The following is a 24683-nucleotide window of genomic DNA, read 5'->3' as shown; positions in this document are numbered from 1 at the left end:
CACGAAGCGTGGCGTACCGCACACTGGAGGGCGTCCCACCTCCGTCCAGCGCGCGGGTCCGCCAGAGTCGCGCCCGCCCCGAGGGATGCCCGTGGACCAAGGCCTAGCCGCGACCGCCCGCCCGACCACCGATCCGCTCGCCCCCCACGACGACGACCACGGCCGGGCCGGCCCGCCGCCCGCCGACGGTGCCCGGGTGCCCGCGCAGGGCCTCCCGGAGGGCCACCCCGGGGCCGCCGACCCCGATCCCGATCCCGTGCCCGCCGCCGGTCGGGCGGCGGAGCCGGGGTCCGCGGCCGAGCCGGACCTCGACGCCGAGCCCGACCCCGGCCCGGCGGGCGCCACCGGCCCGGCGGCGGACCTCTTCCGCCAGTACCTGCGCGAGATCGGCCGGATCCGGCTGCTGAACGCCGCCGAGGAGGTGGAGCTGGCCCGCCGGATCGAGGCCGGCCTGTTCGCGGAGGAGCGGCTCAACCGCGAGCCGCCGCCGCCCGACCCGCTGGCCGGGGAGCTGGACACCCTGGTGGTGACCGGGCGGATCGCCAAACGGCGGCTGATCGAGGCCAACCTGCGTCTGGTGGTCTCGGTCGCCAAGCGCTACGTCGGCCGCGGCCTCACCATGCTGGACCTGGTCCAGGAGGGCAACCTCGGCCTGATCCGGGCGGTGGAGAAGTTCGACTACGCCCGCGGGTACAAGTTCTCGACCTACGCGACCTGGTGGATCCGCCAGGCGATGAGCCGGGCGCTGGCCGACCAGGCGCGGACGATCCGGGTGCCGGTGCACGTGGTCGAGCTGATCAACCGGGTCATCCGGGTGCAGCGCGCGCTGCTCCAGGAGAGCGGGACCGAGCCGGGCCCGGCCGAGATCGCCGTCGCCCTGGAGCTGACCGAGGCCCGGGTGCGCGAGCTGCTCCGGCTGGCCCAGGAGCCGATCTCGCTGCACACCCCGGTCGGCGAGGAGGACGACGTCGCGCTCGGCGACCTGATCGAGGACGCGGACGCGGCCTCCCCGGCCGAGTCCGCCACCTTCCTGCTGCTGCGCCAGCACCTGGAGGCGGTGCTGGCCACGCTGGGGGACCGCGAGCGCCAGGTCGTCCAGCTCCGCTACGGCCTGGACGACGGCCGCCCGCGGACCCTGGAGGAGATCGGCGTGCTGTTCGGCGTGACCAGGGAGCGGATCCGCCAGATCGAGTCCAAGACCCTCGTCAAGCTCCGGGAGCACGCCTTCGCCGAGCAGCTCCGCGGCTACCTCGACTAGGAGCTGGGCACCGGGGCGGCGGGGGTGGCCGGCGGCGAGGCCGGGCCGATCGGGATCGGGGTCGAGGCGATCATCTCGGCCAGCCCCGAGACGCCCGCCGTGCAGGCGTCCCCGGCCGGCTGGTGGCCGCAGACCCGGAAGGTGGCGTTCGGGTCCGCCGCGTTCACCATCGCCGAGTAGTTGTCGTACCCCCAGTGGATCAGCGCCGTCTCGGTCTCGCCGCCGCTGCTGGTGATGGTCGCCCAGTCGTCCGGCGCGCCCTCGGTGATGGCGGCCCAGGCGGCCTGGCAGCGCTGGCTGTAGCGGAGGTAGATCACCACCTTGCCGATGTTGCCGGTCAGCAGGGTGCGGGCGTCGGCGCCGCAGCCGGTCGCCTTGGGATCCTTGTGCGAGCAGCCCATCGCCTGGCAGGACGACTCGGTCGGGGCGGTCCGCGCGGTCGGGGTGGCCGTGGCCGTCCCGGCCCCGGTGACCTGTGCGACGGCGGCCGGTTCGGCGCCGTCGCCGCGGGTGTAGTGGACCCCGGCCAGCACCATCAGGGCGGCCACCGCGGCCGCGCAGCCGACCAGGGCGACCGGCCGCCGCCACCAGCGGACGGACGGCGCCAGGTCCGGCCGGTCCTCGACCACCGGTTCGGCGCCGTCGGGCTCCGCGGGTTCCGCCTCCGGCTCCGGGTCCGGGTCCGCCCCGGCCCCTTCCACCGCCGGGTCCTGGACCGCCGGGCCGTCCGGGTCCGGGTACGCCTGCGCCTCCGTGTCCGCCGGCACGCCGTCGGTGCCGGCCGCGTCCCGCGCACCCGCCGCGGTCTGCTCCCAGAGCGCCCGCAGCGCGGCGCCGTCGCACTCGACCGCCCTGATCAGGGCGTCGAGCGCCTGCTCGGTGATGACCCGCTTGCCGTTCAGCCAGCGTTCCCAGGAGGCCCGGCTGTAGTGGGTCCGGGAGGCGAGCTCGGAGAGCGAGAACCCGGTGGCGTCCTTGACCGCACGGAGCTCCTCCGTCAGGCGCCTCGCGGGCACGGAGAGGTCGTCCGGCAGTTGCTTCCAGGCGGAGCCCATTTCGGTCAGTCCCAACATCGGAGGCGGGCGGCGGAGGCGCCGGAAGGGCCTGAAGGGGCTCCGGCCCGGGCCGTGGGGGCCGCTCCCGTGTCTCCAACCTCATCGGCATGTTGTCCCAAACACCAGGTCCTGGCCCTGAGACGGACGGAAGTGTCTCACAACCCCGGCTGACGCTCGAACAGGTGCCTGGTCGTCATGCAGAGTTCTCTCACCGGTGCGTTTCGCGGTCCGGATGTTTCGTCCGGACCCTGCTTTCCAGGCCGGTCCCCGACGTCCCGATCCCCCACCGGACATGGCAGCCTCGCGGGGGGAGGCTGCCCCGTCCGAGGGACGTACGGCGGGGGAGGACGCTTCTGTGCGTCCTCCCCCGCCGTGATCACGGGCCCGCCGGCGCCCGCCTCGGCCGAGCCGGTGTCAGTGGTGGAAGGCCGTCCTGGGCGGCACCCCGTACTCCTTGAGCGGGCGGGGCTGGCTCCGCAGCTCCGGCAGCAGCCGGTCGAGGTCGGCGAGCAGCAGGTCGGCCAGGTCCCGGGAGAAGCCGTTGCGGCAGACCACCCGGAGCACCGAGAGGTCCTCCCGGTCGGCGGGGAAGGTGTAGGCCGGTACCTGCCAGCCGCGCTCGCGCAGTCTCCGCGAGACGTCGAACACGTCGAAGCTCACCTCCTCGGAGGTGGTGAAGGCGAAGACCGGCAGTTCGTCGCCCCGGGTCAGCAGCCGGAAGTCGCCGAGCGCCTCGATCTGCCCGGCCAGGTAGACCGCGACCTCCCGGCAGGCTCCCTGGACGGCCGTGAAGCCGCTGCGGCCCAGCCGCAGGAAGGTGTAGTACTGCGCGATCACTTCCGCGCCGGGGCGGGAGAAGTTCAGCGCGAAGGTCGGCATCTCCCCACCGAGGTAGTTGACCCGGAACACCAGCTCCTCGGGCAGCGAGTCGTGGTCCCGCCAGAGCGCCCAGCCGACCCCGGGGTAGACCAGGCCGTACTTGTGGCCGGAGGTGTTGATCGAGGCGACCCGCGGCAGCCGGAAGTCCCAGACCAGCTCGGGGTCCAGGAAGGGCGCGACCATGGCGCCGGAGGCGCCGTCCACGTGGACCGGGATGTCCAGCCCGGTGCGCTGCTGCAGCGCGTCGAGGGCGGCGCTGAGCTCCGCCACCGGCTCGTAGGAGCCGTCGAAGGTCGATCCGAGCACGGCCACCACCCCGATGGTGTCCTCGTCGCAGAGCGCCAGCGCCTCCTCCGTGCCGAGGTGGAAGCGCTCGCCGGCCATCGGCACGAGGCGGGCCTCGACCTCCCAGAAGGTGCAGAACTTCTCCCAGCAGACCTGGACGTTGACGCCCATCACCAGGTTCGGGCGGGCGCCGGCCGCGTACCGGTCGGCGTTGCGCTTCATCCAGCGCCGCTTGAGGGCGAGGCCGGCCAGCATGCAGGCCTCGCTGGAGCCGGTGGTGGAGCAGCCGACCGCGGCGCTCGGGTCGGGCGCGTGCCAGAGGTCGGCGAGGATCGCCACGCAGCGCCGCTCCAGCTCGGCGGTCTGCGGGTACTCGTCCTTGTCGATCATGTTCTTGTCGAGGCACTCGGTCATCAGCCGGGTGGCCTGGACCTCCATCGACGTGGTGACGAAGGTCGCCAGGTTGAGCTTGGCGTTCCCGTCCAGCATCAGCTCGTCGTGGATCAGCTGGTACGCCGTGTCGGCCGCCACCGGGCCGTCGGAGAGGCGGTGCAGCGGTGGGGCCAGCTCCATCGCGCTCAGCGGGTCGGCGGAGCCGACGAACGGATTGACGGACAGCCGGCGGTCGTCGCCGGTCCCCTTGTGCAGCGCCATGTGGTCCTGTCGCCCTTCGCTCTGGTGACCGCGTCGCTCCTCACGCTGCCACCGGCCACCGGAAGGCGCATCTCCACGGCGGCGCGGCACGCCCGCTCCCGGGGGCCGCCGGGCGGATCAGGCGGCCGTCTCCGGGTGGATCTGCTCGCGGGCGGCGCGGTACTGCTGACGGACCGCCGAGCCGACCGGCAGGTCCTGCTCGGCGTCCGGTGTGACGGTGACGGCCTCCGGAAGCTCCCAGCGCGGCGGTTCGGGGGTGCCGGCCAGCGCCCAGGCGGCCTGCCGGGCCGCGCCGCGCGCCGCGTGGGCACCCGGCGGCGGCACCACGACCGGGATGCCGAACAGCTGCGGGGCGATCTGCCGCACGGCCGGCAGCCGCCCGGTGGCGCCCAGCAGGAAGACCCGCTTCACCCCGACGCCCTGGGCGCGCAGCACGTCCAGCGCGTCCGCGATGTTGCAGAGCATGCCCTCGACGGCGGCCCGGGCCAGGTGCTCGGGGGTCATCGACTCGGCCCGGAGCCCGGTCAGGGTGCCGGCCGCGTGGGGCAGCGCGGGCGTCCGCTCGCCGTCCAGGTAGGGCAGCAGCACCAGGCCGTACGCGCCGGGGGAGGAGCGCAGGGCCAGGTCGCTGAGGCCGTCCAGGTCGCAGCCGAGCATCGCCGCCGTGGAGCGGAGCACCTGGGCGGCGTTCAGGGTGGCGACCATCGGCAGGTGGCGGCCGGTGGCGTCGGCGAAGGAGGAGACCAGCCCGGTGGCGTCCACCACGGCCTGCTCGTTCACCGCGAAGATCGTCCCGGAGCTGCCCAGCGAGACCACCGCGTCGCCGGGCCGCAGGCCCAGCCCGAGCGCGGCGGCCATGTTGTCGCCGGTGCCGGCCGAGATCAGCAGGCCCTCGGGGGTGTGCCCGGCGGGTTCGGCGGGGCCGAGCACGTCGGGCAGCCTCAGCTCGTGGCCGAGCGCGAGCTCCACCAGGTCCTGCCGGTACTCACCGGTGATCGGCGACCAGTAGCCGGTGCCGGAGGCGTCGCCCCGGTCGGTGGTGCGCCGCTTGGGGTGGCCGAGCAGTTGCCAGACCAGCCAGTCGTGCGGCAGCAGCACCTCGGCCACCCGGCGGGCGTTGGCCGGTTCGAACTCGGCCAGCCAGCGCAGCTTGGCGATGGTGTACATCGGACCGGGGACGGCCCCGATCGCCGCCGTCCAGGCCGCCGGGCCGCCGAGCGCGTCCAGCAGCGCGGCGGCGGCGCCGCTGGAGCGCGGGTCGTTCCAGAGGATCGCGGGGCGGACCAGGACGCCGCCCGCGTCCAGGCCGATCATGCCGTGCTGCTGCGCGCTGACGCCGATCGCCCGGACGCCCTCCAGCAGACCACCGGCGGCGGCGTCCCCCAGCGAGTGCAGCCAGACCTGCGGGTCGGCCTCACCGGCCCGCAGGTCGGCCGCCTGCGGCACGGGGTGCGGCGCCTTGCCGGACCGCAGCACCGCGCCGGTCTCGCTGTCGCACGCGACGATCCGGGTGCGACCGGTCGAGCTGTCTATCCCCGCGACGATGGCCATGTCGAGATCATGCCTCAGCGCACGTCCGGACGCTGCCAGGCCCGGTAAGTGTTGCTCGTTCGGTACCGCTCCGGAGCCGTCCCGGCCGCCCCGCCGTCACCGCCCGGTCACGGGCGGAAGGTACCCCAGCTGTCGTCCTCGACCCGGGTGCGGTTGAAGTACGACACCCGGTCGGTGACGGCGTTCGGCAGCTTGTCGCCGACCTTGTCGGCGACGGCACCCGCCGCCTTCCCGGCCACCGCGCCGGCCTGCTGCTTGGCCTTGTCGGCCGCGCCCTGCACCTTGGGGTTCCGGGCCACCTGCCGGGTGGCCTTGGCGATCTGTTCGTACCGCTGGCGCCCGGCCCGCGAGCCCAGGATGTAGCCCGCCGCGAGTCCCACGGTCAACGACAGCTTCCACATGATCGGATTCCACCCTCTCCTGGCGGCCATTGCCGCAATGCTCTACCCGTTCAGCGGGGCGGCGAACCGTCCGCGCTCCCCAGCATCCCCGGGTGCCGCGCCGGGCGCGCGCGGGGCACGCCGGGCAGGGGGTCCGCCGGGGCGGCCGGGGAAAGCGATTGGCGGACCACCCCCCCGAGTGCGCTAATGTATGTCCCGCAGCGAGCGCCGAGGAGCCCGGGGAACCGGGGGCCGAAGCGGAAGCTCGATCCCCCATAGCTCAATTGGCAGAGCAGCCGACTGTTAATCGGCAGGTTATTGGTTCGAGTCCAATTGGGGGAGCTCAGGTGGCGGGCCTTCGGGTCGGCCGTCCTGGCCGTGGTGCGACTGTGGTCCACCGCGATCCCGCATAGCTCAATTGGCAGAGCAGCCGGCTGTTAACCGGCAGGTTTTTGGTTCGAGTCCAAATGCGGGAGCTTCACCGGGCCCGCCCGGTGAGTGCTCAGAGCGAAGGCCCCCCGGTCACCGGGGGGCCTTCGTGTTTCCTCGACCCGACCCGACCCGACCCGCCCCGACCCGATCCGACCCGACCGGGCCGGATCGGGGCAGTCGGGGTCAGGCGGTGGCTTGCCGGTACAGCTCGGCGACCCGCTCGTCGAAGGTGACGCTGTACGAGGTGCCGGGCGTCTCGCCGCCCTCCTGGTAGCCGCCGATCACGCCGACCACCGCACCGGTCGTGGTGACCCAGGGGCTCCCGCTGGTGCCGTCGGTGTAGCCGCCGCAGTCGAAGCGCTCCTGGGTCGGACTCTGCGAGCGGGTATGTGCCGAACAGGTGATCGGTTCATCGCTTCCATTGGGATAACCGGTCACCGAGACGGCGAGGCCGAAGCCCTGGCCGGTGCCGAGCGGGTTGCCGCCGACCGCGTCCTCGATGTCCCGCCCGCCCGCCGCCCGCAGGGTGACGAAGGCCACGTCGTACTCGGGGTCGTCGTCGGAGGCCCAACGCGGATCCACGGTGATCGACTCGACCGGCCAACTCCCGTACGGCGAGTACCCGTTGCGATAGCCAGGGGTGAACACCAGGCCGTCCAGCAGGCCGATCCGGCGGCTCTGCACGCAGTGCGCGGCGGTCACCAGCAGATTGCGCCCGGGGCTCTGCACCACGCTCGCCGTACAGGCCCGCGGGCCCTGCGGGGTCCGCACCGAGAGGGTGCCGATCCGGTCGCCCACCGGGCTCCGCGGCGCCACCTCGGCGGTCGGCGCCCGGTCGCTCCCGCCGCAGGCGGCGCCGGCCAGCAGCAGGGCCGCCAGGGCGGCCGCCTGGGCCGCGCGCGCGGGCCGTACCGGGCGGGAGTCCATCGGGGCTCCGTCTCGTGCTCGGGGCGGGCCCTGCCGGTCCTGCGGTCCGCCGTTCGTGAGGAAGATCTACCAGGCCGGGCGCGGCGACGCCAGCCCGGCCCGGTCAGCCCGTGGCCCGGTCGTAGAGGGCCCGCACGCGGTCGCCGAAGTAGCAGCTGTACGAGGTGTCGGGGCTGTTGCCGCCCTCCTGGTAGCCGCCGATCACGCCGACCACGGTCCCGGTCCGGGTGTCCGGGTCGAAATCCGTCACCCAGGGGCTGCCGCTGGTGCCGCCGGTCCAGTCCGGGCAGTCGATCCGCAGCTGGGAGGGGCTCTGTTCGGAGGTGGTGTTGCTACAGGTGATCGGGACGTCGCTGGTGCCGGGGTAGCCGGTCACCTTCACCGGCAGCCGGTGGCCGCGGTCGACGCCCAGCCGGTTGGCGCCGAGCACCTGCTGCACCTGCCGGCCGCCCTGCGGCTGGACCACGGCGAAGGCGACGTCCACGTCCGGGTCGGCGCCGTCCTTCCAGGCCTGGTCGACGGTGACGGCCAGCAGGGGCCAGACGCCGCTCGGGGTCTCGCCGTCCCGGTAGCCGGGGACGAAGACCAGGTCGCCGCGCTGACCGAGCTTCGGGTCCCAGACGCAGTGCGCGGCGGTGACGATCAGGTTCAGCCCGGCGCTGTCGACCACGCTGGCGGTGCAGAAGTGGTCGCCGTCCGCGTTGCGCGTGAAGACGGCGCCGACCAGGCCGTTGAGCACGGTGGGCTTGGCGGTGCGGGTGACGCCGGTGTGCCGGGCGAGCGCGCCGCGCAGCCGCTCGCTGCTCCAGCCGTGGCTGTCCGCGGGGGCCGTGGCCGGGTGGGAACTCACCGTCGGGGTGGCGCCGCCGGGGCCCGCCGCCGTGGTGCAGCCCGCCGCCGCCAGGACCGCCAGCGCGGCGCCGGCCGCCGCCAGCTCACGTACCGTCATCCGCCCAGGCTCCCGGGGCCGCCACGGGCCCGCCAGCGGGGCTGCTCCGGCCGGGGAGGCGTGAGTGGCCGGGCGCACCCATGTGCGCCCCCGGCGCGCACCACGGGTGATCGACCGGCTATGCTGCCCGGGACGGCCTTCCGGGGCCGTCTGCTGCTGCCGTGACCGGGTCACCGGCGCGCGCGGCGAACCGGGGCGGTAGCTCAGCCGGTTAGAGCAGGGGACTCATAATCCCTTGGTCGTGGGTTCGAGTCCCACCCGCCCCACCTTTCGCCCGGACGACCGGGCTTGACCAGGTGTGGTCATCTGCACGAACTCTAGTGACCGGCGACGGCGGCGACTGTACCGACAGGCCGGGAATCACCCGAATAGGGCCGCTTCGAAGCCACGTTGACGCCCCCGGGGCGGCCCATGGGCCGCCCCGGGGCGTTCCGCTGTCGGCCGTGGCGGCCCCTCCGCCGTCAGCCGAGCCGGGCCGGCTCCACGACCAGGTCGCCGTCGCCGTCCTTGCGGAGCACGGAGACGGCCAGCTCCGGGTGCTTGCCCCCGGCGGTCAGGACCCGGAGGTCGGCGAGCAGCTGGGAGGAGTCGTCGACGAAGAACCTCAGCGGCTCCGGGGAGGTGGCCGCGAAGTCCAGCACGTCCTGGGCGCTGCGGCGGTGCAGCGCCCACTCCCAGGCCCGCCAGGAGCGGCCCTGGTCACGGTTGAGCACGCCGAGCCAGAGGTTGTCCTCGGCCGATCCCCAGTCCTCCACCGTCTCGCCCCAGGCGCGGCTCCCGGCGAGGGAGACCGCCACCCGGCCGTCCCCGGCGCCGCTCGCCTCGATCACGGCGACCCGCTCGGCCACGCCGGGGCGGGCCGCCTCGCCGCGCAGCAGGTCCCGGCCGGCGCTGCCCGCCCAGCCGGTCCGCCCGCCGTCCGGCTGGGCGTTGCTGACGACGGTGAAGGTCAGGCAGCCCGCCACGGCCGCCACGGCCGCGCCCGAGCGGAGCCGGGCGGCGCCCGTTCCGCCCGTCGTACCGGGGTGCTGCCCGGCCAGCGCCCGGCGGCCGAGCATCGGCAGCAGCGCGGCGGCGAAGCAGATCAGCCCGACGACCAGCAGCTGGTGGAGCATCTTCTCGTAGAAGTAGGACGTCACGCCGACGGTGGCCAGCTGGTACTCCATCACGCCGAAGCAGAGCAGCGAGACCGCGGTGAGCGAGAGCAGGGCCACCCGGCGCGGCCGGTTGGCGCGCGCGCCGCGCGTCAGCAGGGCGGCGAACGCGGCCACCACGAGCGGCAGCAGGAGGTGCCGGCTGACCGGGCCGATGCCGCCGGGCAGCGTCAGGACGTCCGCGGAGCCGGCCGACTGGTGGTTGACGTACGGCGGGAACAGCGCGAGCGCGCCGCCGAGCAGGACGACCGGCAGCACGGTCGCCCAGTGCCGGAGCCAGCCGCGCCGGTTCACCACGGCCCAGGCGAGCACCGTGGCGGCGGCCGCCGGGAGCAGCAGGTAGTGGCCGAAGGAGACGCCGACCGTCAGCGCGGCCAGCACGGCGACCTGCTCGCGGGTGCGGTCGAGCGGGCGGATCGCCAGGCCGACCAGGAGCGCGAGCAGACCGAGGGCGAAGAGCTCGCTCAGGAAGCCGCGGCTGTGCAGACGGGGCACTTCGGCGACGATCAGGTAGGCGGTGGCCGGGACGGCGAGCGCCAGCCCCCGCCAGCCGCGCAGCGCGGGCCCGGCGGCGCGGCGCACCGCCCACAGGACGGCTGCCGCCAGCACGGCCGTGACCAGGGTGAAGAGTATGACGAACAGCGACGCCTGGGCGAGCGGCGCCCCCCGGTCGGTGCCCCCGTGCAGGAAGCTGGTCACCACCGCCAGCGTCAGGTGGCTGCCCTGCGGGTAGGTGCCGAGGCCCAGCGTCACGGTGTCGAACGCCGCGTCCCGCTGCAGGGAGGCGAGACCGCCCAGGCGCAGGATGGTGTCGTAGAGGGCCGCGTGGCGGCCGAGGTCCTCGGCCTCCAGGACGGTACCGAGGCGGCCGACGGCGTCCCGCCGCAGCAGTGGGTAGAAGAGGAACACGGCGGCCGCCGCGGCGCCGAGGAGCACCGGGCGGTCGCGGACCGGGACGACGCGGCGCAGCCGGGCGCGCAGCGGCTGCGGGCCGGTGGGCGCTTCCGGAGGGCGGACCAGCCGGAGCGCGGCCAGCGGGAGGGCGGTGGCCTCCGCCAGTGCCACCGGGTGCAGGCCCCAGGGCCAGTAGCCGGCCAGCAGGCCGAGTGCGCAGGTCCAGCCGATCAGCACGGCGCCGGAGATCATCAGCCGGTCGAAGGCGGAGGCCCGGGAGCGGATCAGCGACGCGGCGGCGAACCAGACGAGTGCGAAGGTCACGAGGTCGGCCGAGGCCAGGTGGAGGACCGGCGGGAGCCCGAGGAGGGCGGCGGCGAACCAGAGCTGCCGGGAGTCCGGGCGGCGGCGGTCCCGCGGAACGCGGAACCGTCCACCCCCGGCGGAACCCTGTCCCGTCGTCACCGGATCCTCCACAGATCTGACGGGCGTCCCGATCGACATCTATCCCCCATGGACATGATGAAAAGTTGAGAATATTGAGCAGTAAGTATGAATATCCGTGCCAGCACTAGTGTGAGCCATGGTGCGTGTGCTCAGCGCACCGGGGAGGCCCGGGCGAGCGACCCCCGCGCCCCGGCCGGACCGCTGTCCCGTCCGGCCCGCGGCCGCAGGGGCGTCGCCGTCGGCTCCGTATCCTGGCCCGATGCTCGAACCCGCACTGCTGCCGACCCCGCTGACGGACTGCACCGACGAGGCGTTGGCGCGGGCCGGGGTGGAGCTCCGGCTCAAGCGCGACGACCTGCTGCACCCCACGGTGCCGGGCAACAAGTGGCGCAAGCTCGCACCCAACCTGGCGGCCGCCGTGGAGCAGGGGCACACCCGGCTGCTGACCTTCGGCGGCGCCTACTCGACCCATCTGCGGGCGGTGGCGGTGGCGGCCGGCGCACTCGGGCTGGAGAGCGTCGGGCTGGTGCGGGGCGAGGAACTGGCCGGCGCCCCGCGCAACTGGTCGCTGCGGGCGGCCGAGGCGGCGGGCATGCGGCTGGAGTTCCTGCCGCGGTCGGCTTACCGGGAGACGGCCGGCCGATGGGCGGCCGACACCGGGGTCGAGGCCGCTCTGCGGCGGCGCTGGGGCCCGTGCCTGGTCCTGCCGGAGGGCGGCTCCAACGCCTTGGCGGCGATCGGCGCGGCGGCCGTCCCGGCGGAGCTGCCCGACCTCGGCGCACGGGACGTGGTCTGCTGCCCGGTCGGCACCGGCGGCACCCTCGCCGGGATCGCGGCCGGACTGCCGCCCGGCGCGCGGGCGCTCGGCGTGGCGGTGCTGCGCGGCGGCGCCGGCTACCTGGAGGGCGAGGTCGCCCGGCTGCACCGGGCCGCGTACGGCCGCGAGTTCGACAACTGGCGGATCGACCACGACCACCACGGCGGCGGCTACGGCAAGGTGCCGGCCGCGCTCGCCGCCTTCGCCGAGGACTTCGAGCGGCGCCACGGGATCGCGCTGGAGCACCGCTACGTCGCCAAGCTGCTCGCCGCCCTGACGGAGCTGGCCGCCGCCGGTGCCTTCCCGGCCGGTACCCGGCTGACCGCGGTGGTCACCGGCCTGCCCGACCCGCAGCAGGGCCGGCCCTCGCCGACCTGACGGGCCCGGGACGCCCGCTGGTGCGACCACGCGTCCCCGGCCTTCCGGCGGGAGGTGACGCCATCGCACGGATCTCCTCCGCCCGCGCCGCGCGGACCCCGACGCCGCCGCTCCCTAGCCGAAGGTCAGGTTGGCGCAGGGGTCGGTGTCGGCCCCGCGGGCGTTCTCGGCGATGCCGGTGGGGACGCCGGTCGGGGTGCCGGTGGCGGCGGCGCCCGGTGCGGCCGTCCGGTCGGCCGCCGGCCCGGCCGGGGCACCGGGGGCACCCGCGACACCGGGGGTGCCCGGGACGGGCCCGGTGGCCGCGGTGGGGTGGTAGTCGCGGCCGAGCGTGATGACGATGCCCCCGGCGCCCGGCTCCTCGACGGACCGGGCCTGCGGGAAGACCAGCGCCAGCTGGTCGGCGGCGGTCCTGAAGGCCGGGTCGTACGCGATCTCGGTGCGCAGCCGGCTGCCGCCGGTGGCGTCCAGGGTGATGTTCTGGAAGCCCTTGGCGCGGACCGCCTCGGCGCCCTTCCCGGCCAGCCCCGGGGTGCCGACCCCGTTGACCACGGTGATCGGTACGGCCGACTGCTCGGGCGAGAGCGCGGTGGGCGAGGCATCCGGGGCGGCGGAGGGGGAGGGCGGGGCGGCGGCCGGGTCGGCCGCCTGGCCGGTGCTCTGCCCGTCCAGGGTGCGGTCCTCGCGCAGCAGCTTCCAGAGGGTGTCCACGTCGGGGTGGACCAGCGCGACCCGTTCGCCGGAGAAGCGCCAGGGGGTGGTGACGAAGGTGATGTCGGGGAGCTTGATGCCCTGCAGCGACTGGGCGAAGTCCACCAGCTTCATCGCGGTGCCCAGGCCCTCGTCCACGGTGAGCGAGCGGGTGGCGGCGTCGGCCAGCGGGAGCAGGGTCGGCAGCGAGAAGCCGAGTCCCTGGATCTTGCTGATCATCGCGGAGAGGAAGGCCTGCTGGCGCTTCATCCGCCCGATGTCGGAGTTGTCGCCGAAGCCGTACCGCGCCCGCAGGTAGTCGACCGCGGGCTGCCCGGAGAGCTTCTGCAGCCCCTTCCTGAGCTTGATGTTGTGCGAGTTCACGTCGTTCGGGACGCAGACGTCCACGCCGTTGATCGCCTCGGTCATCGCGGCGACGCCCTTGAAGTCGACCACGATGGTGTGGTCCACCCGCAGGCCGGTGAGCGCCTCGACGGTGTTCTGCGTGCAGGCGGGGTTCCCCTGGGGGAACTCGCCTATGGTGAACGCCGAGTTGAACATCTGGTTGGTCCGGGGCTCGGTCCACCGGCCGCTGGGCAGCTTGCAGGCCGGGATGGTCACCAGCGCGTCGCGGGGGATCGAGACGCCGACGGCGTGCTTGTGGTCCGCGTAGACGTGCAGCAGGATCGCGGTGTCCGAGTGGCCGACGCCCTCCTCGCCGCCGCCGAGGTCGGCGTTGCCGTCGGTGCGGGTGTCCGAGCCGAGCACCAGGACGTTGACCGGGACGGACGCGCCCGGGGTGACCGGGACGGGGGCCGGCGGCCGCTCGGTCGCGACGCCGCCCGCGTCGAAGGTGGTGATGTTGCTGTCCAGCCGGTGGTAGAACCACGCCCCGGCCCCCGCCACCGACAGCACGAGAACGGCGGCGAGGCCCACGGCGGTCTTCACGATGCGCCGCCGGCGCGAGCTGCTGCTCATCCCCCGGGCCCCCCGTCTCCTGATGTCGTCCCTGCACGCACCGGCCCATGGGCAGGCCCGTGCGAATCTCGAACGTTAGACGTTTCGGGGGAGGGTTCGGTTACAGCCGACGGGCGGCCAATTCGGCCGGATCGGCCCCGGGGCCTGTGATGCTTCTCACCCGGCCGCTTCTCACGCGCCGGGGCCGGAGGCTCCCGCCAGCATCCGGCGGAGCAGGTCGCGCAGCGCCGTCCGCTCGTCCGGGCCGAGCGCGGCCAGCGGTTCGCGGGCGAAGTTCAGCGACTCGCGCAGCTCTTCGGACGCGGCGGAGCCGGTCTCGGTGGCGGCGACGAGCTTGACCCGGCGGTCCTGCCGGTCGGCCTCCCTGGTCACGAAGCCGCGCGACTCCAGGCGGTCGACGATGCCGGTGATGTTGGAGGGCTCGCAGCTGAGCGTCTGGGCGATGTGGCGCATCGGCATCGGTCCGCGCCGCAGCAGGGCGAGGACCTTGGCCTGGGCGCCGGTGAGCGAGCGGGCGGCGGCGGCCTCCTCGTACTCGCGGTGGAAGAGCGCGACCAGATTGGCCATCAGGTCGACGACCTCACGGGTGATCTCGTCGGGCTGCGGCGTGGCGGCCCCGGTCGGCTGGGTGTCCATGGGTGACAGTCTACCTGAACAGTTGACAACCTGAACCTTTCATGTCCATCGTTACTTCAGTCGCTCAACCTTTCAGGTCGCGCGGCATCACCGGGGGACCACCCAGACACCTCAAGGAGCACCACCGATGGCAACGCAGGAAGCGCCCGCCACCGCCCGCGAATGGCACCTCGCCGCCCGCCCGCAGGGCTGGCCGGTCCCGACGGACTTCGCCCTGGTCGAGGCACCGGTCCGGACCCCGGGCCCCGGCGAGATCCTGGTGCGCAACGCCTACCTCTCGGTCGACCCCTACATGCGCGGCCGGATGAACGACGTGAAGTCCTACGCCCCGCCGTTCCGGCTCGGCGCGCCGATGGACGGCGGCGCGGTCGGCTACGTGGTCGCCTCCGCGGCCGAGGGCTTCACGCCGGGCGACGCCGTGCTGCACGGCCTGGGCTGGCGCGAGTACGCCACCCTGCCCGCCGAGCAGGCGGTGAAGGTCGACCCGGCCGCCGCACCGCTCTCCGCCTACCTCGGCGTCCTCGGCATGACCGGTCTGACCGCCTACGCGGGCCTGCTCGCGGTCGGCGGCCTCAAGGAGGGCGACCGGGTCTTCGTCTCCGGCGCGGCCGGCGCGGTGGGCTCGATCGTCGGCCAGATCGCCCGGCTCAAGGGCGCCTCGCTGGTGGTCGGCTCGGCCGGCTCGGCGGAGAAGGTCGCCCGGCTGGTCGAGGACTTCGGCTTCGACGCCGCGTTCAACTACAAGGACGGCCCGGTCCACGAGCAGCTCGCCAAGGCCGCCCCGGAGGGCATCGACCTCTACTTCGACAACGTCGGCGGCGACCACCTGGAGGCCGCGATCGGCGCGCTCGGCGTGCACGGCCGCGCGGTGCTCTGCGGCGCGATCGCCCAGTACAACGACACCACCGCCCCGGCGGGCCCGCGCAACCTGGCGCAGGCGATCGGCAAGCGGCTGCGCCTGGAGGGCATGCTGGTGCGCGACCACGCGGCCCTCCAGCCGCAGTTCGTCGCCGAGGTCGGCGGCTGGCTTCGGGAGGGGAAGCTGCGCGAGGAGCAGACCGTGGTGGACGGCTTCGAGAACACCGCGGAGGCCTTCCTGGACCTGCTGCGCGGCGCCAACACCGGCAAGATGGTGGTCCGCCTGAACGGCTGACGCCGGATCGGCCCGTCGACCGCCCCGCCGCCCTCCCCGGGCGCGGGGCGGTTTGCGTACCGGGCGCAGGGAAGCGGGCCGCACTACCGCATTCCGGCCCGATCCGAAAGTGCGTCAGTCATGGTGCGGGACGGCGCGGTACGGTGGTCCCGCCTGACGATGGGGCCGTTCGGGGGAGAGATCCCACCGAGGGGTGGACCTCCTTGGGGATTCGATTAGCATTGAGCGAAAGCCTGTCCGTTTTGCTCAATTTAGTGGCTTAATGTCGGCTAACGTGGGTAACTGTGGATCAACTACAGGCGCGAACGCGAGGCAGCTGGGGAAGGCGACCCTCGTCCACAGCCTGGAGGTCCCGGTGACGACACGTGGAGTCCTGTACGTCCACTCCGCGCCCCGCGCGCTGTGCCCGCACGTCGAGTGGGCCGTCGCGGGGGTGCTCGGTGTGCGGGTGAGTCTGGACTGGATCCGCCAGCCGGCCGCGCCCGGGCACTGGCGGGCCGAGCTCTCCTGGCAGGGAGAGACCGGTACGGCCTCGAAGCTCGCCTCCGCGCTGCGCGGCTGGCAGTTGATGCGGTACGAAGTCACCAGCGAGCCCTGCGCCACGGCGGAGGGCGAGCGGTACAGCAGCACACCCGCGCTCGGCATCTTCCACGCCGTCACGGGCATCCACGGCGACATCCTGATCCCCGAGGACCGGCTCCGCGCCGTCCTGCTGCGGGCCCGCAGCGAGGGGGCCGACCTGGAGGCGGAGATCGCCCGGCTGCTCGGCAAGCCCTGGGACGACGAACTGGAGCCCTTCCGCTACGCCGGCGAGGGCGCCCCGGTGCGCTGGCTGCACCAGGTGGTCTGAGGCAGGTGCTCTGAGCCAGGTGGTCCGGGCCGGAGCCGTCCGGCCCGGCCCATGACGAAGGGGCCGGCGCTCGTCACGAGCGCCGGCCCTTCGTCATGGGCGTCGGAGCGGGCCTCAGACGGTGCGGAAGGCCAGCACCACGTTGTGGCCGCCGAAGCCGAACGAGTTGTTCAGCGCGGCGATCCGGCCCTCGGGCAGCTTGCGCGGCTCGTCCCGGACGATGTCCGCGTCCACGTCGTCGTCCAGCTCGCCGACGTTGATGGTCGGCGGGGCGATCCGGTTGTACAGGGCCAGTACGGTGGCGACGGTCTCGATGCCGCCGGCGCCGCCCAGCAGGTGGCCGGTCATCGACTTGGTCGCCGAGACGGCGATGTGGTCGAGGTGCTCGCCGAGCTCCTTGCGCAGCGCCTTCAGCTCGGCCGTGTCGCCCTGCGGGGTCGAGGTGGCGTGCGCGTTGACGTGCACGATCTCGGCCTTGTCGAGCGGGTTGCGCTCGAACAGGTCGGCCAGCGCACGGGCCACGCCGGCACCGGTGGGCTCGGGCTGGGCGATGTGGTGGGCGTCCGAGGAGAGGCCCTGACCCACCGCCTCGCAGTAGATCCGGGCGCCGCGGGCCTCGGCGTGCTCGACCGACTCCAGCACGACCACGCCCGCGCCCTCGCCGAGCACGAAGCCGTCGCGGCCCTTGTCGTACGGGCGGGAGGCGCCCTCGGGGTCGTCGTTGTTCTTGGACATCGCCATCATGTTGGCGAACGCGGCGATCGGCAGCGGGTGGATCGCGGCCTCGGTACCACCGGCCACCACGACGTCGGCGCGGCCGCTGCGGATCATCTCGATCGCGTAGCCGATCGCCTCGGCGCCGGAGGCGCAGGCGGAGACGGGGGTGTGCACACCGGCCCGGGCGCCGACCTCCAGGCCGACGTTGGCCGCCGGGGAGTTCGGCATCAGCATCGGCACGGTGTGCGGGGAGACCTTGCGGGCGCCCTTGTCCTTCAGCACGTCGTACTGGTCGAGCAGGGTGGTGACACCGCCGATGCCCGAGGCGATCACGGCGCCCAGGCGCTCCGGCGCGAGCTTGGAGGACTCGTCGGTGGCCGGCGTCTCGTAGCCGGCGTCGGCCCACGCCTCGCGGGCCGCGATCAGCGCGAACTGCGCCGAGCGGTCCAGCCGGCGGGCCAGCGGACGGGGGAGGACCTCGCCCGGCTCGACCGCGGTGCGCGCGGCGATCCGGACGGGCAGCTCGGTGGCCCACTCCTCGGTCAGGGCAGCCACTCCGGAGCGCCCGGCGACCAGGTTCTCCCAGGTGGTGGCGGCGTCGCCGCCCAGCGGCGTGAAGGCGCCGATACCCGTGACGACCACGGTACGGTTTTCAGCGGTCACTGGATCTTCTTCTCTCACGTTTGTGCGGGGGGCGGCGGCGAGCCGTGGATGGCCCGGCCGGGCGCCCGGTGGGGCGTCCCGGCCGGCGTGTCGGCCGCCTGCTGGAGGCGGCCGACGTCAGGCGTCGAACGAGTCGAACGCTCAGGCGTTGGCGAGGATGTAGTCCACCGCGTCGCCGACGGTCTTCAGGTTCTTGACCTCGTCGTCCGGGATCTTCACGTCGAAGCGCTCCTCGGCGGCCACGACGACCTCGACCATGGAGAGCGAGTCGACGTCCAGGTCATCGGTGAAGGACTTGTCGACCTCGACGTCCTCGGTCGGGATGCCGGCGATCTCGTTGACGATCTCAGCGAGACCTTCCAGGACCTCGTCCTTGGTAGCCATACTGGCTGCTCCTCTTCGGTGTTGAATGCGCCGCCCGGCGGACGGACGCAGGCTTGTGGATGGGTTGGGGCGAAAGTTGCCTAGGGGAGCGTAACGACTGCTGCCGCGTAGACCAGACCCGCCCCGAACCCGATGATCAGCGCGAGGTCCCCGCTGCGGGCCTCACCGCTTTCCAGCATGCGTTCCATCGCCAGCGGGATGGAGGCCGCGGAGGTGTTGCCGGTCTCGGTGATGTCGCGAGCGACGGGCACCGATTCGGGCAGCTTCAGCGCCTTGATCATGGCATCGGTGATGCGCATGTTGGCCTGGTGGGGGATGAACGCGCCCAGCTGGTCGGCGGTGATCCCGGCGGCGTCGAGCGCCTGCTGGGCCACCTTGGCCATCTCCCAGACCGCCCAGCGGAAGACCGACTGGCCCTCCATGCGCAGGGCCGGCCACTTGATCTCCTCGCCGGCGCCGTTGACGGCGTCCTCCTTGGCGAAGGCGGTGTCCCAGGCCTGGGTCTGCGAGATGACGTCCTTCTGGGAGCCGTCCGAGCCCCAGATGACCTTGCCGATACCGGGCGTGTCGGACGGGCCGACGATCGCGGCACCGGCGCCGTCACCGAAGATGAAGGCGGTCGAGCGGTCCGACTGGTCGGTCAGGTCGCTGAGCCGCTCCACGCCGATCACCAGTACGTACCCGGCGCTGCCGCCGCGGATCATGCCGTCGGCCAGGCCCAGGCCGTAGCCGAAGCCGGCGCAGGCGGCCGAGATGTCGAAGGCCGGGGCGGTGCCGCAGCCCAGCCGCTCGGCGATCTCGGTGGCGATCGCGGGGGTCTGCTTGAGGTGCGAGACGGTGGCGACGATCACGCCGCCGATCTGCTCCGGGCTGATCCCGGCCTGCGCGATGGCCTTGCCGGCGGCCTGCACCGACATCTCGGCGACGGTCTCCTCCGGGCCGGCCCAGCGCCGCTCGGCGATCCCGCTGCGGGTGCGGATCCACTCGTCCGAGGAGTCGATCCAGTTCAGGACCTCGGAGTTGGGGATCACCCGGACCGGGCGGTAGCCGCCGACGCCGTGGATGCGCGAGTAGCGGGCACCGGTGACGGGCTTGATCTGGGGCTGGCTCATGCCTTGTTCTCCTGATCCTGACCGCCGTGCTCCGCGACGAGGTCACGGGCCTTGTCCAGATCGGCGGGGGTCTTGAGGGCAAGCGTCGCCACACCCTTGAGGTTGCGCTTGACCAGTCCGGTGAGGGTACCCGCAGGCGCGAGCTCGATGACCGCGGTCGCGCCCAGCCGCTGCAGGGTCTCCATGCAGAGGTCCCAGCGGACCGGGTTGGAGACCTGCGAGACCAGCCGGTCCAGCACCTCGGTGCCGTCCGTCACGACCTCGCCGTCCCGGTTGGACACGTAGGTGACCTCCGGGTTCGCGACCGTCAGGGTCGGGGCGAGCTTCGCCAGCCGCTCGACACCGGGCGCCATGTGCTCGGTGTGGAACGCGCCGGCGACCTTGAGCCCGATCAGCCGGGAGACCGGCGGCGGGTCGGCCTTCAGGGCCTCCAGCTGGGCCAGCGTGCCGGCCGCGACGATCTGGCCCCCGCCGTTGTTGTTGGCCGGGGTCAGGCCGTGCTCCGCCAGCTTGGCGGCGACGACCTCGGGGTCGCCGCCGAGCACGGCGAGCATGCCGGTCTCGGTGGCGGCGGCGGCCTCGGCCATCGCCAGGCTGCGTTCGCGGACGAAGGTCAGCGCGTCGTGGGCGGACAGCACCCCGGCGCCGGCGGCGGCGGTGATCTCACCGACGCTGTGACCGGCCACGGCACCGACCAGCGCACGGGCGCGGTCCTCGTCCGGGAACAGCGCGCGGGCGGTCACCAGACCGGCCGCGACCAGCAGCGGCTGGGCGACGGCGGTGTCCTTGATCTCCTCGGCGGACGCCTCTGTGCCGGCGTGCACCAGGTCGAGCCCGGCGACCTCCGACCAGCCGCGCAGGCGGTCGGCGACGCCGTCGAGCTCCAGCCAGGGGCTGAGGAAACCGGGGGACTGGGCACCCTGTCCAGGGGCGACGATTACGAGCACGGTTCAACCCTCTCTCGCCAGGCGCCCGGGGGCGGGTAGGCGACGGTAACGAAGAAAAGCATCCGGGATTGTCAGTTCCCTACATCGGGGTCAACTCTGCTCCCCGGCCGCGGCGAGTCGGCCCAGCGCCAGTGCGATACGCAGCGTGAAGGCCGAACGTACGTCGGAGGGAGCGTAGCCCGTGACGTCTGTCACACGTCGGAGCCGGTAGCGCACCGTGTTGGGGTGAACGAAGAGCATCCGGGCGGCTCCCTCCAGGGAGGAGGCCTGCTCCAGGTAGACACTCAAGGTCTCCAACAGTGCCGAACCGGCCTCGTCGAGCGGTGTGTAGATCTCCTCCACCAGCTGACGGCGCGCCGCCTGGTCGCCGGCGAGCGCCCGTTCGGGCAGCAGGTCGTCGGCCAGGGCCGGGCGCGGGGCGTCGGGCCAGGCGGCGCAGGCCCGCAGGCCGGCCGCGGCGGCGTGCGCCGAGCGGGTCGCCGACAGCAGGTCGGGCACGGTCGGACCGACCACCACCGGCCCCGGCGCGAACTGGCCGATCAGCGCCCGGGCCGCGTGCACCGGCTCCTTCTCTCCACCGACCACCACCACCAGGCGCTTGCCCAGCACCCCGGTCAGGACGTGCAGCTTGGCGTAGCGGGCGGCCCGGCGGATCGCCTCGACCACCAGCTCGCTGTCGCCGTCCGGCGCGCTGCCCATGACCACCCGGACCTGGCTCGGCTGGCCCCAGCCGAGCGCGGCGGCCCGCGACAGCACGCCCTCGTCCGCGTCGCCGGACAGCAGCGAGTTGACGACCAGCGCCTCCAGCCGGGCGTCCCAGGCCCCGCGAGCCTCGGCGGCCTGGGCGTACACCTGGGCGGTCGCGAAGGCGATCTCCCGGGCGTAGACCAGGACGGACTCGCGCATGTCCGCCTCGTCGCCGGGCGAGGCCACCTCCTCGATGGCCTCCTCCATCACCTCGATGGTGGTGCGGATCAGCTCGACGGTCTGGCGCAGCGTGATCGCCCGGGTCAGCTCGCGCGGCGCGGTGCCGAAGACGTCGGTGGAGATCGCCTGCGGGGCGTCGGGGTGGCGGTACCACTCGGTGAAGGCGGCGATGCCGGCCTGGGCGACCAGGCCGATCCAGGAGCGGTGCTCCGGGGGCATCCGCCGGTACCAGCCGAGCTGGTCGTCCATCCGCGCGATCGCGGCGGTGGCCAGCTTGCCCGAGGACTTCTCCAGCCGCTTCAGCGTCGCGACCCGCCGTTCGGCCCGGTCGGCCGCGAGTCTGCGCTCCTGCGCGGTCAGGCGTGGCGCCGCCCGCCCGGGCCGGTCCCGCCCGGAGCCGGGCGTCGGGCTCTTCCCGTTCTTGTCGGGCTTGGCGGTCGGATCGTTCTTGGAGTTCGCGGAGGCGGCTGGCACAAGGACAAGACTGCCTCACCGGAGTGACTGCTCGTGCACAGCCCCCGGCGGAGCGGCACGACGGCGGGCGTCGCGCGCCGGCCCCGCCCCGGCCACCGGGCCCGCCGGGGAGCGCCGCCGCCGGGGCCGCGGTGCCCGCGAACCGGCCGCGGACCACGCTACGGTGAAGCCCGTGACCGACGCCCCCGCCCGCCCCCGCGCCGACCTGCGCCGCACCGCCGAGCGCTACCGCTCCACCCCGGCCGAGGGCATCGAGACCAGACACGCGTTCTCCTTCTCGGGCCACTACGACCCGAAGAACACGCACTTCGGCGCGCTGCTCGCCTGCAACGAGGAACTGCTCGCCCCCGGGGCGGGGTTCGAGGAGCACAAGCACCGGGACACCGAGATCCTCACCTGGGTCCTGGAGGGCGCGCTGGCCCACCGCGACTCCCGGGGCCACAGCGGGGTGGTCCGCCCCGGGATGCTCCAGTACCTCGGCGCGGGCTCCGGCGTCAGCCACACCGAGCGCAACGTCGGCGGCGCCGACGGGCCGGTCCGCTTCGTCCAGATGTGGCTCCAGCCGGACGTCTTCGACGCGCCGCCGGCGTACGGGCTGCGCCGGGTGGAACCGGCGGACGGCGGGTTGACGCTGCTCGCCTCCGGGCTGGCGCGGGACGCCGGGACGGACGCCCTGCGGCTGCGCCGCCGCGACGCCGCGCTCTGGCTGGTGACCGCCGACCCCTGGCAGCCGCTGCCCGCGCTCCCGCCCGCCGCCTGGCGGTACGCCCATCTGACGGCCGGCTCGCTGGGCTTCAGGACGGTACCGGGACCGCAGGGCGGCGGCCGCTCGATGGTGCCCGGCGACAGCGTGCGGATCACCGGCGAGGCCTTCGCCGACCCGACGGCGGGCCAGGACGGCGCCGTCCTGCTGCTCTGGGAGATGCACTCGCCGGTCTCGTACGGCTGAGGGCGGCCCGGTCGGCGCGCCGCCGACCGGGCCCGCCGGGCTCAGCCGCGCAGCTCGGCCAGCACCGCGTCGCCGAGCGCCGGCCAGACCTCGGCGGCCCACGGCCCGAAGTCCCGGTCGGTGAGCGCGACGCAGGCCACGCCGGCTTCCGGGTCCACCCAGAGGAAGGTGCCGGACTGGCCGAAGTGGCCGAAGGTGGCGGAGGAGTTGGCGGTGCCCGTCCAGTGCGGCGCCTTGCCGTCCCGGATCTCGAAGCCGAGGCCCCAGTCGTTCGGCCGGCGGTGGCCGAAGCCGGGCAGCACGCCGCTCGTCCCGGGGAAGGCGACCTCACGGGTGGCCGCGCGCAGGGTGGACGGGTCCAGCAGCTTGGGCGACTGCAGCTCGGCCGCGAACAGCGAGAGGTCCGCCACCGTGGAGAGGCCGCCGGCGCCGGCCGGGGACTTGTGCGCGGTGTTGATCAGCGTGGAGTGCATCCCGAGCGGTTCGAACACGGCCTCGGCGGCGTAGCGGCCGAACTCGATGCCCGAGGCCTCCTGGAGGGTCCGCGCCAGGACGTCGAACCCGGCGTTGGAGTAGAGCCGGCGGTTGCCCGGCGCGGCCATCACCCGGTGCTCGTCGAAGGCCAGCCCGGAGGTGTGCGCCAGCAGGTGGCGGACGGTCGAGCCGGCCGGCCCGGCCGGGTCGTCCAGCTCGAAGACGCCCTCCTCGACCGCGACCAGCACCGCGTACGAGGTGAGCAGCTTGGTCACCGACGCGAGCGGGAACAGGTGCTGCCGCGGGCCGTGCCCGCCCAGGACCGCGCCGTCCGCGCCCCGCACCACCGCCGCCGCGGCGTTGGGCACCGGCCAGGTCTCGATCATCCGCAAGCTCTCCATGGCGCCGACTCTAACGGGCGGCCGACGGCGGGTGCCGGGTCACCCGGGTGGCAGGCTTGCCTGGAGTGCACTCCAACTCACTAGCGTCGTCGTCATCGTTCACCACTGGGGGTACCGATCATGGCCACACTCGCACCGGTCGCCGTCGACCTGCGGACCTGCTCCGAGGTGTTCAGCACACCGGTCGGCGAGCCGAACCGGACTCCTCGGCACACGATCAGCGAGGTGGCGGCGGCCAGCGGACTGACCGCCCACACCCTGCGCTGGTACGAGCGGATCGGCCTGCTCGACCCGGTCGACCGCTCCGCCTCCGGCCAGCGCCGCTACTGCGACGCCGACCTGCACCGGCTGGCCTTCCTCGGCCGGCTCCGGCTGACCGGCATGACGGTCGCCGACATGCTCCGGTACGTGGAGCTGGCCCGCCGCGGCGAGCGGACCCTGGAGGACCGGCGCGGGCTGCTGCTCGCCCACCGCGAGGAGGTCCGGCAGCGGATCGCCGACCTGCACGCCACCCTCGCCGTCATCGACTACAAGATCGACCTGTACGCCGGAATGATCGCCGACCGCGGCGCCCCCGAGGACGCCCCGGACCCGGCGGCCGGCCCGCGGGGGAGGAAGCGGAGCGCCTGATCCGCCCCTGCCCGCCGGCCGGCCGCGAACCGCCCGCCCGGTGCGGGGGTTCAGACCGCGCGGCCCGTCCAGGCGGCCAGCCGGGTGTAGGTGTCGGCGCCGTCCGGCACGGGCTGCACGGCGGCGAACGGCACCGGGCCGCCGCGGTACTCGGGCGACAGCACGGCCTCGGCGACCGCCAGCGCGGTCAGCGCCAACCGCTCGTCCAGGGCGAGCCGGCTGCCGAGCGCTCGGGCGATGTCCCAGGAGTGCGTGACCGTCTCCATCACGTAGCCGCCCAGTGCGGCCCGGCCGGGCACCTCGCCCCAGGGGGCGACGGCGGGGCGGTCCAGCTTCGCGTCGTCCGCCCAGGCGGCGACGGCCCGGGCGCGGGCCCGGTCGAGGGCGGCCGGCCAGGCGTCGTCGGCCAGCTCGCCGGTGGCCGCCACGACGTCCTCCGCCCGGCCGCCCTCGCCGATGTAGGCGAGCCGGTGCACGCCGCCGACCACGTGGCTGAGCAGCTGTCGCAGGTCGTACTCGGGGCACGGGGTGGGGCGGTCCAGCGCCTCCGGGGTCACCTCGGCGATCAGCTTCTCCAGCTGGCCGAGCGCGAGCAGGTACTGCGGGCGGGGGTCCTGGGTGGTGTCCATCGGTGATCG

22 protein-coding genes and 3 tRNA genes are annotated in these 24683 nt (G+C 74.0%); 9 read left to right on the top strand and 16 right to left on the bottom strand.

Going from position 1 to position 24683, the window contains the following annotated elements:
• The first annotated feature begins 85 nt into the window (after positions 1-85).
• Positions 86-1258 (top strand): RNA polymerase sigma factor, encoded by a 1173-nt coding sequence (locus ACZ34W_RS02160; RefSeq protein WP_465600882.1) that lies wholly within the window; start codon positions 86-88, stop codon positions 1256-1258.
• Here ACZ34W_RS02160 and ACZ34W_RS02155 read toward each other — a convergent pair.
• From ACZ34W_RS02155 to ACZ34W_RS02140, 4 genes are all read right to left on the bottom strand, one after another.
• Complete coding sequence (locus tag ACZ34W_RS02155; RefSeq protein WP_465600879.1) at positions 1255-2313, bottom strand: helix-turn-helix domain-containing protein; 1059 nt, start codon at positions 2311-2313, stop codon at positions 1255-1257. The genes ACZ34W_RS02160 and ACZ34W_RS02155 overlap by 4 nt on opposite strands.
• A gap of 414 nt (positions 2314-2727) precedes the next feature.
• Positions 2728-4131 carry a glutamate decarboxylase gene (locus ACZ34W_RS02150; RefSeq protein WP_465600876.1) on the bottom strand — a complete coding sequence of 468 codons (1404 nt, stop codon included), beginning with the start codon at positions 4129-4131 and terminating at the stop codon, positions 2728-2730.
• A 117-nt stretch (positions 4132-4248) separates the two neighbouring features.
• Positions 4249-5682 (bottom strand): FGGY family carbohydrate kinase, encoded by a 1434-nt coding sequence (locus ACZ34W_RS02145; RefSeq protein WP_359802936.1) that lies wholly within the window; start codon positions 5680-5682, stop codon positions 4249-4251.
• A gap of 107 nt (positions 5683-5789) precedes the next feature.
• Positions 5790-6086 (bottom strand): hypothetical protein, encoded by a 297-nt coding sequence (locus ACZ34W_RS02140; protein WP_396487126.1) that lies wholly within the window; start codon positions 6084-6086, stop codon positions 5790-5792.
• 245 nt (positions 6087-6331) lie between these two features.
• Here ACZ34W_RS02140 and ACZ34W_RS02135 point away from each other — a divergent pair.
• Positions 6332-6404, top strand: a tRNA-Asn gene (locus ACZ34W_RS02135).
• Between the two features lie 61 nt (positions 6405-6465).
• Positions 6466-6538 (top strand) — tRNA-Asn (locus ACZ34W_RS02130).
• Positions 6539-6677: 139 nt separating this feature from the next.
• Here ACZ34W_RS02130 and ACZ34W_RS02125 read toward each other — a convergent pair.
• A complete protein-coding gene (locus ACZ34W_RS02125) occupies positions 6678-7421 on the bottom strand; it encodes a trypsin-like serine peptidase (protein ID WP_380389234.1) in 744 nt (247 codons plus the stop codon).
• 103 nt (positions 7422-7524) lie between these two features.
• Positions 7525-8370 (bottom strand): trypsin-like serine peptidase, encoded by an 846-nt coding sequence (locus tag ACZ34W_RS02120; protein WP_352289763.1) that lies wholly within the window; start codon positions 8368-8370, stop codon positions 7525-7527.
• A gap of 192 nt (positions 8371-8562) precedes the next feature.
• Between ACZ34W_RS02120 and ACZ34W_RS02115 the strand changes: the two genes are divergently transcribed.
• Positions 8563-8636: transfer RNA gene (locus tag ACZ34W_RS02115), tRNA-Ile, on the top strand.
• Between the two features lie 195 nt (positions 8637-8831).
• Here the strand turns inward: ACZ34W_RS02115 and ACZ34W_RS02110 are convergent.
• Positions 8832-10883: a hypothetical protein gene (locus ACZ34W_RS02110; RefSeq protein ID WP_465600871.1), complete on the bottom strand. Its 2052-nt coding sequence runs from the start codon at positions 10881-10883 to the stop codon at positions 8832-8834.
• 241 nt (positions 10884-11124) lie between these two features.
• Between ACZ34W_RS02110 and ACZ34W_RS02105 the strand changes: the two genes are divergently transcribed.
• Positions 11125-12060 carry a 1-aminocyclopropane-1-carboxylate deaminase/D-cysteine desulfhydrase gene (locus tag ACZ34W_RS02105; protein WP_329487510.1) on the top strand — a complete coding sequence of 312 codons (936 nt, stop codon included), beginning with the start codon at positions 11125-11127 and terminating at the stop codon, positions 12058-12060.
• 114 nt (positions 12061-12174) lie between these two features.
• On the opposite strand, the gene ACZ34W_RS02100 is transcribed toward ACZ34W_RS02105, so the two are convergent.
• Complete coding sequence (locus tag ACZ34W_RS02100) at positions 12175-13728, bottom strand: LCP family protein (protein ID WP_465600866.1); 1554 nt, start codon at positions 13726-13728, stop codon at positions 12175-12177.
• Positions 13729-13899: 171 nt separating this feature from the next.
• A complete protein-coding gene (locus tag ACZ34W_RS02095; protein ID WP_329487507.1) occupies positions 13900-14364 on the bottom strand; it encodes a MarR family winged helix-turn-helix transcriptional regulator in 465 nt (154 codons plus the stop codon).
• Positions 14365-14491: 127 nt separating this feature from the next.
• Between ACZ34W_RS02095 and ACZ34W_RS02090 the strand changes: the two genes are divergently transcribed.
• Together ACZ34W_RS02090 and ACZ34W_RS02085 are read left to right on the top strand one after the other, a co-directional pair.
• On the top strand, positions 14492-15517 hold the full coding sequence (locus tag ACZ34W_RS02090) for an NADP-dependent oxidoreductase (RefSeq protein ID WP_465600863.1): 1026 nt from the start codon (positions 14492-14494) through the stop codon (positions 15515-15517).
• A 355-nt stretch (positions 15518-15872) separates the two neighbouring features.
• Positions 15873-16367, top strand: a complete 495-nt coding sequence (locus ACZ34W_RS02085) for a DUF3145 domain-containing protein (protein ID WP_329487504.1) — start codon at positions 15873-15875, stop codon at positions 16365-16367.
• 114 nt (positions 16368-16481) lie between these two features.
• On the opposite strand, the gene fabF is transcribed toward ACZ34W_RS02085, so the two are convergent.
• The 5 genes from fabF to ACZ34W_RS02060 all read right to left on the bottom strand — a co-directional run bounded on the left by fabF (position 16482) and on the right by ACZ34W_RS02060 (position 21477).
• Complete coding sequence (gene fabF, locus ACZ34W_RS02080) at positions 16482-17747, bottom strand: beta-ketoacyl-ACP synthase II (RefSeq protein WP_329487502.1); 1266 nt, start codon at positions 17745-17747, stop codon at positions 16482-16484.
• A 141-nt stretch (positions 17748-17888) separates the two neighbouring features.
• Positions 17889-18131, bottom strand: a complete 243-nt coding sequence (locus ACZ34W_RS02075; protein WP_329487501.1) for an acyl carrier protein — start codon at positions 18129-18131, stop codon at positions 17889-17891.
• An 80-nt stretch (positions 18132-18211) separates the two neighbouring features.
• A complete protein-coding gene (locus ACZ34W_RS02070) occupies positions 18212-19243 on the bottom strand; it encodes a beta-ketoacyl-ACP synthase III (protein WP_359802924.1) in 1032 nt (343 codons plus the stop codon).
• Positions 19240-20190: an ACP S-malonyltransferase gene (locus tag ACZ34W_RS02065; RefSeq protein ID WP_329487498.1), complete on the bottom strand. Its 951-nt coding sequence runs from the start codon at positions 20188-20190 to the stop codon at positions 19240-19242. Before ACZ34W_RS02065 ends, ACZ34W_RS02070 begins: the two co-directional genes overlap by 4 nt.
• A gap of 90 nt (positions 20191-20280) precedes the next feature.
• Positions 20281-21477, bottom strand: a complete 1197-nt coding sequence (locus ACZ34W_RS02060) for a PucR family transcriptional regulator (protein ID WP_329492090.1) — start codon at positions 21475-21477, stop codon at positions 20281-20283.
• A gap of 286 nt (positions 21478-21763) precedes the next feature.
• Here ACZ34W_RS02060 and ACZ34W_RS02055 point away from each other — a divergent pair, with 286 nt between their 5' ends.
• On the top strand, positions 21764-22540 hold the full coding sequence (locus ACZ34W_RS02055) for a pirin family protein (protein WP_329487497.1): 777 nt from the start codon (positions 21764-21766) through the stop codon (positions 22538-22540).
• Between the two features lie 41 nt (positions 22541-22581).
• Here ACZ34W_RS02055 and ACZ34W_RS02050 read toward each other — a convergent pair whose 3' ends face one another.
• Entirely contained in the window at positions 22582-23415 is an 834-nt protein-coding gene (locus ACZ34W_RS02050) for a serine hydrolase domain-containing protein (protein ID WP_465600856.1), read from the bottom strand.
• A gap of 120 nt (positions 23416-23535) precedes the next feature.
• On the opposite strand from ACZ34W_RS02050, the gene ACZ34W_RS02045 reads away from it, so the two are divergent.
• Positions 23536-24045, top strand: a complete 510-nt coding sequence (locus tag ACZ34W_RS02045; protein ID WP_465600853.1) for a MerR family transcriptional regulator — start codon at positions 23536-23538, stop codon at positions 24043-24045.
• A 50-nt stretch (positions 24046-24095) separates the two neighbouring features.
• On the opposite strand, the gene ACZ34W_RS02040 is transcribed toward ACZ34W_RS02045, so the two are convergent.
• A complete protein-coding gene (locus ACZ34W_RS02040; protein WP_329487492.1) occupies positions 24096-24674 on the bottom strand; it encodes a TIGR03086 family metal-binding protein in 579 nt (192 codons plus the stop codon).
• Positions 24675-24683: the final 9 nt, after the last annotated feature.

The organism is Kitasatospora sp. NPDC022856 (assembly GCF_055561235.1).
This window is presented reverse-complemented; position numbering and strand designations above follow the sequence as displayed.

Bases quoted from the DNA above. Each gene is read 5' to 3' on its own strand.
- ACZ34W_RS02145 (WP_359802936.1), bottom strand. From the start codon at position 5,682: ATGGCCATCGTCGCGGGGATAGACAGCTCGACCGGTCGCACCCGGATC.
- ACZ34W_RS02095 (WP_329487507.1), bottom strand. From the start codon at position 14,364: ATGGACACCCAGCCGACCGGGGCCGCCACGCCGCAGCCCGACGAGATC.
- ACZ34W_RS02100 (WP_465600866.1), bottom strand. From the start codon at position 13,728: ATGAGCAGCAGCTCGCGCCGGCGGCGCATCGTGAAGACCGCCGTGGGC.
- ACZ34W_RS02050 (WP_465600856.1), bottom strand. From the start codon at position 23,415: ATGGAGAGCTTGCGGATGATCGAGACCTGGCCGGTGCCCAACGCCGCG.
- ACZ34W_RS02150 (WP_465600876.1), bottom strand. From the start codon at position 4,131: ATGGCGCTGCACAAGGGGACCGGCGACGACCGCCGGCTGTCCGTCAAT.
- ACZ34W_RS02120 (WP_352289763.1), bottom strand. From the start codon at position 8,370: ATGACGGTACGTGAGCTGGCGGCGGCCGGCGCCGCGCTGGCGGTCCTG.
- ACZ34W_RS02070 (WP_359802924.1), bottom strand. From the start codon at position 19,243: ATGAGCCAGCCCCAGATCAAGCCCGTCACCGGTGCCCGCTACTCGCGC.
- ACZ34W_RS02040 (WP_329487492.1), bottom strand. From the start codon at position 24,674: ATGGACACCACCCAGGACCCCCGCCCGCAGTACCTGCTCGCGCTCGGC.
- ACZ34W_RS02090 (WP_465600863.1), top strand. From the start codon at position 14,492: ATGGCAACGCAGGAAGCGCCCGCCACCGCCCGCGAATGGCACCTCGCC.
- ACZ34W_RS02160 (WP_465600882.1), top strand. From the start codon at position 86: ATGCCCGTGGACCAAGGCCTAGCCGCGACCGCCCGCCCGACCACCGAT.
- ACZ34W_RS02125 (WP_380389234.1), bottom strand. From the start codon at position 7,421: ATGGACTCCCGCCCGGTACGGCCCGCGCGCGCGGCCCAGGCGGCCGCC.
- ACZ34W_RS02045 (WP_465600853.1), top strand. From the start codon at position 23,536: ATGGCCACACTCGCACCGGTCGCCGTCGACCTGCGGACCTGCTCCGAG.
- ACZ34W_RS02105 (WP_329487510.1), top strand. From the start codon at position 11,125: ATGCTCGAACCCGCACTGCTGCCGACCCCGCTGACGGACTGCACCGAC.
- ACZ34W_RS02075 (WP_329487501.1), bottom strand. From the start codon at position 18,131: ATGGCTACCAAGGACGAGGTCCTGGAAGGTCTCGCTGAGATCGTCAAC.
- ACZ34W_RS02155 (WP_465600879.1), bottom strand. From the start codon at position 2,313: ATGGGCTCCGCCTGGAAGCAACTGCCGGACGACCTCTCCGTGCCCGCG.